The organism is Marvinbryantia sp. (assembly GCF_047017445.1).
GTDB lineage: Bacteria > Bacillota > Clostridia > Lachnospirales > Lachnospiraceae > Marvinbryantia.
This window is the reverse complement of record NZ_JBKXTT010000014.1, coordinates 1-12,745: the sequence shown is the minus strand read 5'-3', so window position 1 is coordinate 12,745 and position 12,745 is coordinate 1. Positions and strand designations below refer to the sequence as shown.

At 43.7% G+C, this 12,745-nt stretch carries 12 protein-coding genes; 11 read left to right on the top strand and 1 reads right to left on the bottom strand.

The genetic code is table 11. The features are described from left to right. From ACLU9Q_RS14865 to rpsA, 11 genes are all read left to right on the top strand, one after another. Positions 1-1,248: an O-antigen ligase family protein gene (locus ACLU9Q_RS14865; RefSeq protein ID WP_302226340.1), complete on the top strand. Its 1,248-nt coding sequence runs from the start codon at positions 1-3 to the stop codon at positions 1,246-1,248. Beyond that, positions 1,227-2,669, top strand: a complete 1,443-nt coding sequence (locus ACLU9Q_RS14860) for a flippase (protein ID WP_302226342.1) — start codon at positions 1,227-1,229, stop codon at positions 2,667-2,669. Before ACLU9Q_RS14865 ends, ACLU9Q_RS14860 begins: the two co-directional genes overlap by 22 nt. Positions 2,670-2,743: 74 nt before the next feature. Next, positions 2,744-3,826 (top strand): CapA family protein, encoded by a 1,083-nt coding sequence (locus ACLU9Q_RS14855; protein ID WP_302226345.1) that lies wholly within the window; start codon positions 2,744-2,746, stop codon positions 3,824-3,826. Between the two features lie 110 nt (positions 3,827-3,936). Next, complete coding sequence (gene rfbA / locus ACLU9Q_RS14850) at positions 3,937-4,839, top strand: glucose-1-phosphate thymidylyltransferase RfbA (RefSeq protein ID WP_302226346.1); 903 nt, start codon at positions 3,937-3,939, stop codon at positions 4,837-4,839. 104 nt (positions 4,840-4,943) lie between these two features. After that, positions 4,944-5,975: a dTDP-glucose 4,6-dehydratase gene (gene rfbB, locus ACLU9Q_RS14845; RefSeq protein ID WP_302226348.1), complete on the top strand. Its 1,032-nt coding sequence runs from the start codon at positions 4,944-4,946 to the stop codon at positions 5,973-5,975. A gap of 492 nt (positions 5,976-6,467) precedes the next feature. Beyond that, positions 6,468-6,809 carry a helix-turn-helix transcriptional regulator gene (locus ACLU9Q_RS14840; protein ID WP_298514825.1) on the top strand — a complete coding sequence of 114 codons (342 nt, stop codon included), beginning with the start codon at positions 6,468-6,470 and terminating at the stop codon, positions 6,807-6,809. After that, positions 6,806-7,672, top strand: coding sequence for an LCP family protein (locus ACLU9Q_RS14835; RefSeq protein ID WP_302226349.1), 867 nt, complete (start codon positions 6,806-6,808; stop codon positions 7,670-7,672). Before ACLU9Q_RS14840 ends, ACLU9Q_RS14835 begins: the two co-directional genes overlap by 4 nt. A 186-nt stretch (positions 7,673-7,858) precedes the next feature. Next, positions 7,859-9,187 carry an NAD(P)/FAD-dependent oxidoreductase gene (locus tag ACLU9Q_RS14830; RefSeq protein WP_412625539.1) on the top strand — a complete coding sequence of 443 codons (1,329 nt, stop codon included), beginning with the start codon at positions 7,859-7,861 and terminating at the stop codon, positions 9,185-9,187. Further along, the gene (cmk, locus tag ACLU9Q_RS14825; protein ID WP_296832336.1) at positions 9,184-9,852 is read left to right on the top strand and encodes a (d)CMP kinase; all 669 of its coding nucleotides are present in this window, start codon (positions 9,184-9,186) and stop codon (positions 9,850-9,852) included. The genes ACLU9Q_RS14830 and cmk overlap by 4 nt, the downstream gene beginning before the upstream one ends. Positions 9,853-9,854: 2 nt before the next feature. Continuing rightward, positions 9,855-10,706, top strand: a complete 852-nt coding sequence (ispH, locus tag ACLU9Q_RS14820) for a 4-hydroxy-3-methylbut-2-enyl diphosphate reductase (protein ID WP_296832333.1) — start codon at positions 9,855-9,857, stop codon at positions 10,704-10,706. Then, positions 10,687-11,781: a 30S ribosomal protein S1 gene (gene rpsA / locus ACLU9Q_RS14815; protein WP_296832330.1), complete on the top strand. Its 1,095-nt coding sequence runs from the start codon at positions 10,687-10,689 to the stop codon at positions 11,779-11,781. Before ispH ends, rpsA begins: the two co-directional genes overlap by 20 nt. 107 nt (positions 11,782-11,888) lie before the next feature. Here the strand turns inward: rpsA and ACLU9Q_RS14810 are convergent, their stop codons facing one another. Continuing rightward, positions 11,889-12,167, bottom strand: a complete 279-nt coding sequence (locus tag ACLU9Q_RS14810; RefSeq protein WP_412625536.1) for a DUF4368 domain-containing protein — start codon at positions 12,165-12,167, stop codon at positions 11,889-11,891. Positions 12,168-12,745 lie beyond the last annotated feature (578 nt).

The following is a 12,745-nucleotide window of genomic DNA, read 5'->3' as shown; positions in this document are numbered from 1 at the left end:
ATGATAAAAAATACAGTGGGCAATAGAATTCGTGTGGACAAGAAGGATATTGTATGGTTCTTTATTCTTATTTGTTATTTTGAAAGTCCTTATTTGTCAAGGTTCACAGTCATGGACACTGTGTATACAGTTGCAAAAGTATTGAGCTTTGGGTTTGTCGTTGTTCACCTGAGAGATATTTATTTCAATTCTATTATGGCTTTAATAATTTTGATTGAGTTGTCTCTTTGGGTAAGTACATTTATAGCTGGCTCCTCAATGATTTCAGTGACTATTCAGTTTGTCAGCGTAACGTCATTTATCATTATTATAAGCATTATGCTTAAAAAAGATGCAGCACGGTGTATACGAGTTCTATATAGGATTATGGCACTGTTGATATACATAAATGTAATATCTATGCTTTTGTTTCCAGATGGACTATATACTGCCACTGGAGTTGTTGGGACAAAAAAGTATTATTTTTTGGGTCATCAGAATTCGCTTGGACTTTATGCGACAATTGCAATTGTCTTGGGAGAATTCAGGTTGCAAACGGAGAAAAAAGAAAAATTTAGATTGCGAAATCTAGTTATTCTCGAAGTTATTTCGCTTTTTTATATTATTCGTGTATGGTCGGTAATTTCTTTTATAAGCGTAGCAGGAATTATAGCTATTACTTTCTATAATAGGATGAGTAAGAAAGGATGGCGTATATCGTTAGTGTGGAGTCTATGTATGAATATTGTGATATTTGTATTATTTGTTATAATGCAAAATCTACAGATTTTTTCTACATTTCTTCAGAAATTCCTCAACCGAGAAATGACACTTTCAGGAAGAACACAGGTGTGGGCAATTGCTTTTAGCTCTTTTCTACAAAATCCTATTTGGGGAGTTGGACAAGGAAAGGGTTATGAAATGTTTGGATTTGCAACAACTCACAATAGATATTTGAATACTATGTTCACAGGAGGATTGGTTGGATTCATTTTGTTTAATGCTTTATTGATTTTGACATGTAGAAAGCTTAAATTTTCAAAAGAGACTATGACTCAAATACTGATAGCGTATTTTACCGTTTTGTTTGTGATAATACAAGGGGAAACATTTGATGACATTTTGTTTTTCCTGCTGTTTATATTTGTCGGAAGTATTCAATACCTTCGTCAAGCAACAATACGGGAAATAAACAGATGTAGCGTAAGAACAAATGATTTGCATATATATAATAGGAGCGTCTGCAAATGGGCACATCGAAAACAATAGCTAAGAATTTCATTTATACAACTTTTTATAAGGTTTTGAGAATTATATTGCCTTTGGTTACAGTCCCATATGTGACAAGAGTATTGGGAGCCGAGAAATTAGGAATTTATGATTACACCTATTCGATCGTTACCTATTTCCAAATGTTTGCATATCTTGGATTTGAAAATTATGGAAGTAGGCTTATTGCTGAAAATAATAGAGACAAGAGCCAATTGAATAAAGCATTTTCTGCTGCATACTATTTCCAGGTTTGTTCAAGTGTGCTTGCTTTGGCCGCTTATGCGATTTATGTTGCTGCCTTTTGTAAAGAAAATGTTGAAATAGCATGGATACAGAGTCTTTACATTGTTGCAGAATTGTTTAACATTAGTTGGATGTATTTTGGGCTTGAGAAATTCAAGATTACATCCACAGTAAATATAGCAGCACGTTTGTTATCATTTGCGGGAATATTCATTTTTGTAAGAACAAAGAATGATCTAATACTGTATTCTATCTTTTGTGCAGGCACGTTGTTATTCAGTTCGCTAATTCTTTGGGTGGGTGCATTTAAACACATAAAGTTTGTATACGCAACTCCTAAAGAAATATGGGAATATGGGAAAGGTTCCATTGTCCTTTTCTTTCCGGTTCTTGTGATCAATATTTACCGGACTATGGATAAGATCATGCTTGGAAATATTGTAGGAATGGCAGAAGTTGCTATTTATTCAAATGCTGATAAGATTGTTGAAGTCCCATATATGATCCTTGCATCTCTTGGTGTGGTTACACTTCCCAAAATGACAAATTTTGCACAGGACGGAGAAATAGAGAAAACAAAGTATTACATAGAGAAATCTATGAGAGTCATTATGTTTATGGCTTGTGGAATGGCATTTGGAATGATGGGTGTTGGTAAGACATTTGCCCCTATCTTCTTTGGAGAGGAATTTTTAGCAAGCGGTGTACTCATCATGGTGATCGCTCCCCATGTGATTTTCCGTGGAAACGCAAATGTGGTGCGGAACCAGTATTTGCTGCCAAAGAAAAGGGATAAGGACTATATTATTTCTATATTAATTGGCGTGGTTATTAATCTGGTATTCAACTCCATTTTTATCCCATTGTGGGGCGCTGTGGGTGCAGCTTATGCAACTCTGTTGGCAGAGTCGTTTGTGGCTTTGTATCAGATATTTATATGTAGAAAGGAAATTCCGGTTGTCAGATACACGGTATCTAATTTGTTTTTTATTCTTGCGGGATTCCTTATGTTTATTCCGGTTTACTTGTATGGAGAATCCCATGTTGCAGATGTTTCTACTTTACTGATACAGGTGGCAATGGGTGTGATGATTTACCTTGTTGTTGCCGGATCATATTTCTGGTTAAAAGAGAAAAAGCTTATCCTGTCATTCATAAAACATCGAGCGCAATGAAGGTTTTTCCGTTCTAAAAGTAAGAGGATACCATAAAGGGACATTTGATAATAAAGAGATAAAGAGGTAAAGAGATGTCAAAAAAAAGGGAAGTTATAATTTGCTCAGTGGGGGATCTGATGCTTTCAGACTCACCACTTTTTGTTGGTGTAGGTGTCGGAGCTACATTTCAATCCATTAAAGACGAAGTGTTTTACAACTGTGAGGAACATTTCAGCAATGCAAATATTGTAATTGGCAATTTTGAAACAGTAGTATATCATCCTAAACATAAGAATCTGGCAGAATTGCAAATGTCTTGCCCGGAGAGTACCATTGATATAGTTGGAAAAGCAGGTTTTTCCATTCTTAATCTGGCCAATAATCATTGTCTCCAGCACGGGACGGATGCTTTTTTTCATACTAAAAAGGTATGTGAGGAAGCTGGAATTGGGGTGATCGGTATTAAGAATGAGAATCCTTATATTATTGATATTGATGGTGTGAAATTTGCCTTTTTATCCCTCTGCATTCATATTGAATGGTATCAGCCAGATGATATCCGGTATGAAGATGATATTGAAAAAGTTTTGAGGAAAACTGAGCTGCTCCACAATGAACAGCCAGATACTGTGATTGTATTGGCTGTTCATTGGGGAGATGAGTTTGCTACATTTCCTTCAAATGCGCAGATAGAAATTGCACATAAATTCGCAGATACTGGTGTGAGTATTCTTTTGGGACATCATTCGCATGTTTTTCAAGGAATTGAAAAGTATAAGGATTCGCTGATTGTTTACGGGCAAGGAAATTTTGTATCTGATATGGTGCCGCAGATATGTCGTCAAACCGGAATCGTCGAAATCAAAGTCACTAAACAAGAAGGTCCTGCAATAATCAGCTATGAAATGCATCCATATTATATAAATGACTGTATGTATCCGATTCCCAGTGATGGAGGATGGTTTTTGGACAGACAGAAAAAATTACAGGAGGCATTGAGTGGGAAATATACAGATAAGGATTATTGGGATGTTGTAAATACGCAACACAGATGCTGCAGTAATGATTTCAGAAAAAGATTTAGAAAATCTTTTTATAAATATAAACCTAACATTTTTATGCGAATGATGTATGAATTCTTTTTGCGCAAGATGAAAAAGAAACTTGGAGGGTGATATTGATGGGAGTAATTACAAGTTACGAAAAATTGTCCGTCTTCATTTAGAAACGCCTTTGCATTACACGATGAGTGTACAGGAAAAAACAGAAATCGAGGTACAAACAAATGAAAGGAATCATTTTGGCCGGCGGCTCCGGCACACGGCTGTATCCGCTTACAATGGTGACATCAAAACAGCTTCTTCCGGTTTACAATAAGCCCATGATCTATTATCCGCTTTCCACTCTGATGCTGGCAGGGATAAAGGACATCTTGATCATCAGTACACCAGAGGATACGCCACGAATCCGCCAGCTTTTGGGCGACGGCAGTTCTTTCGGCATCTCTCTCTCCTATGCTATTCAGGAAAAACCGGAGGGGCTTGCCCAGGCATTTCTTATTGGAAAGGAATTTGTAGGGGACGATAGCTGCGCCATGATCCTTGGCGACAACATTTTCTACGGCAATGGTTTAGGGCATAAGCTTAGTGTCGCAAGAAAAATGGCGGAGGATGGACAGACCTGTATTTTTGGGTATTATGTGGAAGACCCGGAGCGGTTCGGAGTCATGGAATTCGTGAAAGAGGGAAAGATGGATGACGGCGTGAAGGTGCTTTCTGTGGAAGAGAAGCCGAAAAAACCAAAGTCCAACTATGCCATTGTGGGTCTTTATTTTTACCCCGCCGGCGTCAGCGAAAAGGCGGAGCAGGTCAAGCCGAGCGCAAGGGGAGAGCTTGAAATAACCACCTTGAATGATATGTACCTGCAGGAAAAGCGACTGAACGCACTGCTTCTTGGCCGCGGTTTCACCTGGATGGACGCGGGTACCTTTTACAGCCTCCGCAAGGCAACGAATTTTGTCTGCATGATTGAAGAATACCAGGGCATGACCATATCTTCCCCGGAGGAGATCGCTTACCACATGGGCTGGATTGATGATGAAAAACTTCGGGTGAGTGCAGAGCGTTATGGGAAGAGTCCTTACGGTGAGCACCTGATGGCCGTGTTGGAAGGAAAGGTGGTACTGTGACGAACAGATGCCACATTGAGGCGGTATCATATTGAAAAGAAAAGCTGTTCTGTGGAGATATCAGCAGTACTGTGAGAACATGTAATTATGTGAGGTAAAAGACCATGACGATTATTGTGACAGGAGGAGCCGGTTTTATCGGCGGAAATTATATACATTATCATATGAAGGAGCATCCCGAGGATCGGGTGGTGTGTATCGATAAGCTGACCTATGCAGGAAATCTGAGTACTCTGGCTACGGTGATGGGCAATCCCAACTTCCGTTTTGTAAAGCTGGATATCTGTGAACGGGAAGGGGTTATGAACATTTTCGAGGAAGAAAAGCCTGATGTGGTTATCAACTTTGCAGCGGAAAGCCATGTTGACCGCAGCATTGAAGATCCCGGAATCTTCCTCCAGACCAATATCATTGGCACAGCTACCATGATGGATGCCTGCCGCACATTTGGCAATGTGAGGTACCACCAGGTAAGTACGGATGAGGTGTACGGAGACCTTCCCCTTGATCGCCCGGATCTGTTCTTTACAGAAGAAACGCCGATTCACACATCCTCTCCTTATTCATCCTCAAAAGCCGGGGCGGATCTGCTGGTGATGGCGTATTACCGTACCTATGGCTTGCCGGCGACGATCAGCCGGTGCTCCAATAACTATGGTCCGTATCACTTCCCAGAGAAGCTGATCCCGCTGATGATTGCGAATTGTTTGAATGAAAAATCTCTTCCGGTCTACGGCGAAGGATTGAATGTTCGCGACTGGCTGTATGTGGAGGATCATTGTAAGGCGATCGACTTGATAGTGAGAAAGGGAAGGATCGGGGAAGTCTATAATGTGGGCGGTCACAACGAGATGAGGAATATTGATATCGTGAAATTGATTATAAAAGAACTCGGGAAGAGCGAAGACTTGATCACTTATGTGACAGACCGAAAGGGACATGACATGCGTTATGCGATTGACCCGACGAAGATTCATAACGAGCTGGGGTGGCTGCCTGAGATAAAGTTTACGGATGGTATTAAAAAGACGATAAAATGGTACCTGGATAACCGGCCCTGGTGGGAAAAGATCATCAGCGGAGAGTACCAGAATTACTATGAGAAAATGTACGGCGGCAGGGAGAGCAGAAGGTAGACGCCAGTGAGCCGGTACGGGTTTTTATGCGCAGGAGGCTGTTTGAATTGGGTGATATCATTGGTAAAGCTTTCGGTGTGGTCATCGCGGTGTGGGATTTATAGTTTGTTAAAATATGTCATCAGAGGGGAAAATATATATCCCAAAAACCTTCTCGCTCATCGGCAAGTGTACATGCCCGGCATAAAATCCAGATGAAGAGAAGGAATAGCCCAAGTGCAGCTTTTATGGTAATACTCATGCAAATCACCTCCTGAATACAGTATGCTACAGTTTTGGGATATTATACAGTTGTATGGCGCTGGGAACATCAGGATTTGAGAAAAGAGCTTTCTGTGCTTTGGTATGGCGTCCATGCGAATTGGAGAATGAGTATGGATAGCAGTACCGTTACCGGAGATAATAAAGACTTATATTATGAATCAAGGTATTAGTGCGATAAATGCTTTTTAACGGGAAATTTGCTGTACCTGAAATGAAAGGATGCTGTGAATGAAAAATATTGGACAGACTTTAAAAGATGGTCGGAAGAGAAAAAAATTAACGCAGCAGATGGTGATGGAGCTGACGGGAATACATTGCAAGACTCTTTCTGGTTATGAAAATAATGTGGCGGAGCCGAGTCTGTCGACGTTTGCGGAGCTTGTTTCTCTTTATGGTTTATCTGCGGATGATATTCTGGAAACAGATACAGGGGAAGCATACACGGAGCAGGATCTGCAGTTGATTTCCATGATGCATTCTTTGGATGAACTGCATCAAGAAGCGGTAATGGTTCAGGTGTCAGCTTTGGCTGATTATTTAAAAAAGGCAGGGGGAGAGACAGAAAGATGAATATGAAAACATTTTTTACAAAGTGCGCGGCGATGATTATGCTATTGCTGGCGCTCTGGGGTACAGAGGTTGTTTATGCCCAGGAAGAGTATTCGGATGAGCAGGAAAGCTACAATCTGCTTCTGATTGGCTCTGACCACCGGGACGATAGCTGGAATGGCAATTCGGATGTGGTGATTCTGGTGACCGTAAATCAGGATTCAGAGGAAATCATTCTGACATCGTTTATGAGAGATTTGTATGCTGATATCCCGGGCTATGGTGTACACAAATTAAATTACGCCTTTGCAGTCGGTGGAGGAGATGTACTGGTTCAGACACTGGAAGATAATTACCGGCTGCAGATTGACAATTATGCAATCGTAGATTTTATGGATATGGAAAATATTGTCGATCTTCTGGGCGGTGTAGAAATTACACTTTCTGATGAAGAATGCGCAAATCTTAACTTATATCTGCCACAATTAGGGGCTCCGGAAGAAGATTATCTTTATACAGGCGGAACCTACCTGCTGGACGGATATCAGGCAGTTGCCTATATGCGCATCCGCTATGTTGGCAATAATGATTATCAGAGAACACAGCGTCAGCGTGATGTGCTGAAAGAAATATTTTCATCAATGCAGGAGTTGAATGCGGCGGAGCTTCTGACGATTTCAACAGAGATAATTGCGCAGATAGAACATAATATTCAACCGGTAGAAATGATAAAGCTCACAGCTATGTTACCGCAATTTACAAAATATGAGTTGTCGGAGGAACGGATTCCTTACGATGATTTATACTATTCACAGGATGAAATGCTGGTTCCGGATTTTGAAGCGACGATTGCAAGGCTGCATGAGACGCTGGGGATAGAATAGAAAAAGAAAAGTGGACATCGAAAAAATGCTTGTCCAGGGGAAAAATATATGTTAATCTATCCATATAAGCGGTGGTGTCGGTCAATGCAAAACTGCGGGGACACTGCCAATATTATAGAGTGAAAAGCCGTATGCGTTACGCGTGTACGGCTTTGCGTAATGTTCTGGCAGCAGAAAGGAAGTTACATGAGAAAGATACTCGTCATCGGCGGCGGCGCGGCGGGAATGTTTGCTGCGATCGCGGCGGCGCCGGGCAATGAAGTTCATATTTACGAAAAAAATGAGCGGCTTGGGAAAAAGCTCTATATCACCGGAAAGGGCAGATGCAACCTTACGAATGCCTGCGATGTGGAGGAGCTGTTTGAAGCGGTCTGCACAAACCGCAAATTCCTGTACAGCGCGTTTTATGGCTGCACCAATGCGGATGTGATCCGCTTTTTTGAGGCGCACGGCTGCAAGACCAAAACAGAGCGCGGTCAGCGTGTGTTTCCGGTTTCCGACAAGTCAGCGGATGTGATCGATGCATTGCGGCGCGCTTTGCGCGACGCCGGGGTACACATTCATTTTAATACAGAGGTTCGGGAGGTGCTCACTGCGGACGGAGCCGCTGCGGGAATCCTTCTCGCGGATGGGACAAAGATCTGCGGCGATGCCGTGATCGTGGCGACCGGCGGACTTTCCTACCCGAGTACCGGTTCCACCGGGGACGGCTATCGCTTTGCTAAGGAGTACGGCCATGCGGTGACAGAGCAGTATCCCTCTCTGGTGCCGTTTAATGTAAAAGAAGCGTTTGTGAAGGAACTGCAGGGGCTTTCACTTCGGAATGTCAGGCTTTCTGTTTATGACGGAACGAAGCGTCTCTATGAGGACTTTGGAGAAATGATGTTCACACACTTCGGCGTGACGGGTCCGCTGGTTCTGACGGCGAGTGCGGCGGTGCAGAAAAAGCTGCGCCAGAAGGAGCTAAAACTGGTGATCGACCTGAAACCGGCGCTGAGCGAGGAGCAGCTTGACGCCAGGCTGCTGCGGGAATTCGAAGAGGGGAAAAACAAACAATTCAAAAATGTGATCGGGAATCTCTTCCCGGCAAAACTTACGCCGGTGATGCAAAAGCTTTCCGGAATTTCACCGGAGAAAAAGGTGAATGAGATTTCGCGTGCGGAGCGGACTGGCTTTGTCCATCAGATCAAACATTTGGAGTTGACGGCGACAGGGCTGCGAGATTATAATGAAGCTATTATTACAAAGGGCGGCGTTACTGTTAAAGAGATTAATCCGGCAACGATGGAGTCTAAGCTGGTGCAGGGCTTGTATTTTGCAGGCGAGGTGCTGGATGTCGACGCACTGACGGGCGGTTTCAATCTGCAGATTGCCTGGTCTACCGGTTACGCGGCTGGTGTGCATCTGGCTGCGGCGAATACACAGCAGGAGGACGAAGGCAGGGCAGCGGTCGGGCGACAGAACGGTCTGAACATCAGATGCGCCGCCGAAGACACAGCACAGGAGGTAGTATGACGTATAATATTGCGATAGACGGACCGGCAGGTGCAGGAAAAAGTACCATTGCCAGAAGGGTTGCAAAGGAGCTTTCTTTCATTTATGTGGATACCGGGGCGATGTACCGCACAATCGCGCTCTCGCTGCTTCGCTGCGGCATCGATGCGAAAGATGAGGCACGGGTGTCGGAGGCGCTCCCGGGAATCCAGGTATCCATCGCTTACCGGGACGGGGAACAGCAGATGCTGCTAAATGGAGAAAATGTGTCCGGGCTGATACGCACGGAAGAAGTGGGAAACATGGCATCGAAGGCGGCTGCGCTCCCCTGTGTGAGGGAGAAGCTGCTGGATCTGCAAAAGGAATTGGCACGCACGCACGACGTTGTGATGGACGGAAGGGATATCGGCACGAATATCCTGCCGGATGCGCAGCTCAAGATTTATCTGACGGCGAGCGCTGATACAAGAGCAGAGAGGCGTTTTAGGGAGCTGGAGGCAAAGGGAATCTCCTGCAGCCTTGAGGAGATCCGGGAGGATATCATTATGCGCGACGAGCAGGATATGCACCGCGAAATTGCTCCGCTGATGCAGGCGGAGGATGCTGTATTTCTGGATTCTTCAGATATGTCAGTTGACGAGGTGACAGAAAAGATTAAATCACTCTGCAGATGGGAAAAGAAATAAAGATGGAAGTAATCGTTGCAAAAACAGCCGGATTTTGCTTTGGCGTACAGCGTGCAGTCGATAAAGTATACGAGCAGACGGAAAAGAAAAAAGGACCTATTTACACATATGGTCCGATCATTCACAATGAGGAGGTCGTGAAGGATCTGGAGGCGCGGGGCGTACGTGTCATCGAGTCGCGCCGTGAGCTGGAACAGCTTGCCAGTGGAACGGTTATTATCCGTTCCCATGGAGTGGGCAGGGATATTTACCGCCTGATACAGGAAAAAGGGCTGGAGCTGGTAGATGCCACCTGTCCGTTTGTGAAAAAGATACATCGGATAGTGGAAAAAGAAAGCAGGGAAGGAAAACAGATCGTAATTATCGGAAGCGACAGCCATCCGGAAGTTGAGGGAATCAAAGGCTGGTGTGTGGGAAAGACGACGGTGATCGCCACTGAGGAAGAAGCGGAAGGCTTCGTCCCGGAAGCCGGAAAAAATCTGTGCATCGTATCACAGACGACATTTAACAACAATAAATTCAAAAATTTAGTTGAAATTATTTCTAAAAAGGGTTATGATAGTAATGCTATCAATACGATCTGCAGTGCAACCGACGAACGTCAGCGCGAAGCGGCGCAGATTGCAAAGCGGGCGGGCGCTATGATTGTTATTGGCGGCAGGCACAGTTCAAATACACAGAAGCTATTTGAGATATGCCAAAAAGAATGCGAAAATACTTACTATATACAGACACTTGTAGACTTGGAGCCAATATTATTACCTCCTGTCGATTGCGTAGGTATTACTGCAGGGGCATCTACCCCCAATCATATTATTAAGGAGGTTCAAACATATGTCAGAAATGAGTTTTGAACAAATGCTGGAGGAATCACTGAAAACAATTCACAATGGAGAAATCGTTGAGGGAACAGTCATCGACGTAAAAGAAGATGAGATCGTTCTGAACATCGGCTACAAAGCAGATGGCATCATTTCGAAGAATGAATATACAAACGATGCAGGCGTTGATCTCAGAGACGTCGTAAAAGTCGGCGATACGATGGAAGCAAAGGTACTCAAGGTAAATGATGGAGACGGTCAGGTGGCGCTTACCTACAAGAAGCTTGCCGCTGAGAAGGGCAACAAGAGACTGGAGGAGGCTTTCAACAACCATGAGGTACTGAAAGCAACTGTTACGCAGGTACTGTCCGGCGGTCTGAGCGTTGTGGTAGATGAGGCGCGGGTATTTATTCCGGCAAGCCTGGTGTCCGATACCTATGAAAAGAATCTGGAGAAATTTGCTGATCAGGAGATCGAGTTTGTTATCACGGAATTCAATCCGCGCAGACGCAGAATCATCGGCGACCGTAAGCAGCTTCTGGTTGCGAAGAAGGAAGAGATGCAGAAAGAGCTGTTTGAGAGAATCCATGTCGGCGATGTCGTTGAGGGTGTTGTCAAAAACATCACAGATTTCGGTGCGTTCGTAGACCTTGGCGGAGCAGACGGTCTGCTTCATATCTCCGAGATGTCCTGGGGCAGAGTTGACAATCCGAGAAAGATCTTTAACGTAGGCGATAAGCTGAAAGTCCTGCTCAAGGACATCAATGGAAGCAAGATCGCACTCAGCCTGAAGTTTGAGGACGAGAATCCGTGGCTGACTGCGGCAGAGAAATATGCGGCGGGCAATGTTGTTACCGGACGCGTGGCAAGAATGACAGATTTCGGCGCTTTTGTAGAGCTGGAGCCGGGTGTGGATGCGCTGCTCCATGTATCTCAGATTTCTCATGATCATGTAGAGAAGCCGTCGGATGTTCTGAAGGTAGGACAGGAAATCGAAGCAAAGGTAGTAGATTTCAATGGCGAAGATAAGAAGATCAGCCTCAGCATGAAGGCTCTGGAGAATGCTTCTGCAAAAGAAGAAGCACCGGCAGAGGAAGATGCAGAATAAGCATAAGAAAAAGGATACCCGTTGGGGACCCTCCGTAAGGAAGGTACCCCAAGCGCGACTTTGTATCTCAATTAAATATTATTGTGTGAATGCGGTGTAGTCATAGGCTATGCCGTTTTTGCCTTTAAGAAAGGCTTTTTGCTGATGTGTTCTTGGAAGTATTCTTCCATTTCTGCTGCTGTCGGCTCTCGGATAATGCCAACACCGTTGTAATGGATTGCAACCTCCTGATAACGCTTGCTGTCCTTGTATTCGGGTGCGGATACCACGATTTTTTCAATAAACTCGTGTACCAGTTCAGGCGTGGGAACTTCAAGGCGGGTAATCTTCTTCGCTTTATCAATAAACCGCTGTAAGCCTTCGGTCTTGACTTTGGCATTTTCCAAAGTGGGAATACGGTCTTTAACTCGCGTTGCTCATTTTCAAGGGAAATCGACATTGTGGCAAAACGCTCGTCGCTGATTTTGCCCATTGAGTTATTCTCGTAAAGCTTTTGGATAACTCCATCAATTTCACTAATACGCACCTTTGCTTTGTCAAGTTCTCGGCGCTTGTCGGCAAGTTTTTTCTTTTGTTTCTCGCCAAATTCTGCCAACTGCCTTTGTGCGAATAACTTTTCGTAACTCTGCACTCTTTGACAGAGTATCCGGGATTCTGGATTAAGAAGAGTCAGTGGTTTTGACTGATTACAGTTTACACGACTGGCTTTTCTTAATCAAGTCCGCACCCGAACAGTAAGCAAAAATCGGGGCATACTATTAAATTTAGTCATTGAAAAATAAATCTTAATCAATTCTTGCAATAACCTTCGGCGTACAAATGTTAAACAATATATGCATATAGTTATTGCAATTTGCAAAACCATATGGCATAATAATTGCGTACATTATTTATTTTCTGCGTGCGGAAATGTTAGTGATTTCATGAGCTGTCACTGATATGATTTTATCACTTGTCAGCAGGT

What these genes read in the sequence shown, in the direction of transcription:
- rpsA (WP_296832330.1), top strand. Translation starts at nt 10,687, where the DNA reads ATGTCAGAAATGAGTTTTGAACAAATGCTGGAGGAATCACTGAAAACA.
- ACLU9Q_RS14860 (WP_302226342.1), top strand. Translation starts at nt 1,227, where the DNA reads ATGGGCACATCGAAAACAATAGCTAAGAATTTCATTTATACAACTTTT.
- ACLU9Q_RS14865 (WP_302226340.1), top strand. Translation starts at nt 1, where the DNA reads ATGATAAAAAATACAGTGGGCAATAGAATTCGTGTGGACAAGAAGGAT.
- ACLU9Q_RS14835 (WP_302226349.1), top strand. Translation starts at nt 6,806, where the DNA reads ATGAATATGAAAACATTTTTTACAAAGTGCGCGGCGATGATTATGCTA.
- ispH (WP_296832333.1), top strand. Translation starts at nt 9,855, where the DNA reads ATGGAAGTAATCGTTGCAAAAACAGCCGGATTTTGCTTTGGCGTACAG.
- cmk (WP_296832336.1), top strand. Translation starts at nt 9,184, where the DNA reads ATGACGTATAATATTGCGATAGACGGACCGGCAGGTGCAGGAAAAAGT.
- rfbB (WP_302226348.1), top strand. Translation starts at nt 4,944, where the DNA reads ATGACGATTATTGTGACAGGAGGAGCCGGTTTTATCGGCGGAAATTAT.
- ACLU9Q_RS14830 (WP_412625539.1), top strand. Translation starts at nt 7,859, where the DNA reads ATGAGAAAGATACTCGTCATCGGCGGCGGCGCGGCGGGAATGTTTGCT.
- ACLU9Q_RS14855 (WP_302226345.1), top strand. Translation starts at nt 2,744, where the DNA reads ATGTCAAAAAAAAGGGAAGTTATAATTTGCTCAGTGGGGGATCTGATG.
- rfbA (WP_302226346.1), top strand. Translation starts at nt 3,937, where the DNA reads ATGAAAGGAATCATTTTGGCCGGCGGCTCCGGCACACGGCTGTATCCG.
- ACLU9Q_RS14840 (WP_298514825.1), top strand. Translation starts at nt 6,468, where the DNA reads ATGAAAAATATTGGACAGACTTTAAAAGATGGTCGGAAGAGAAAAAAA.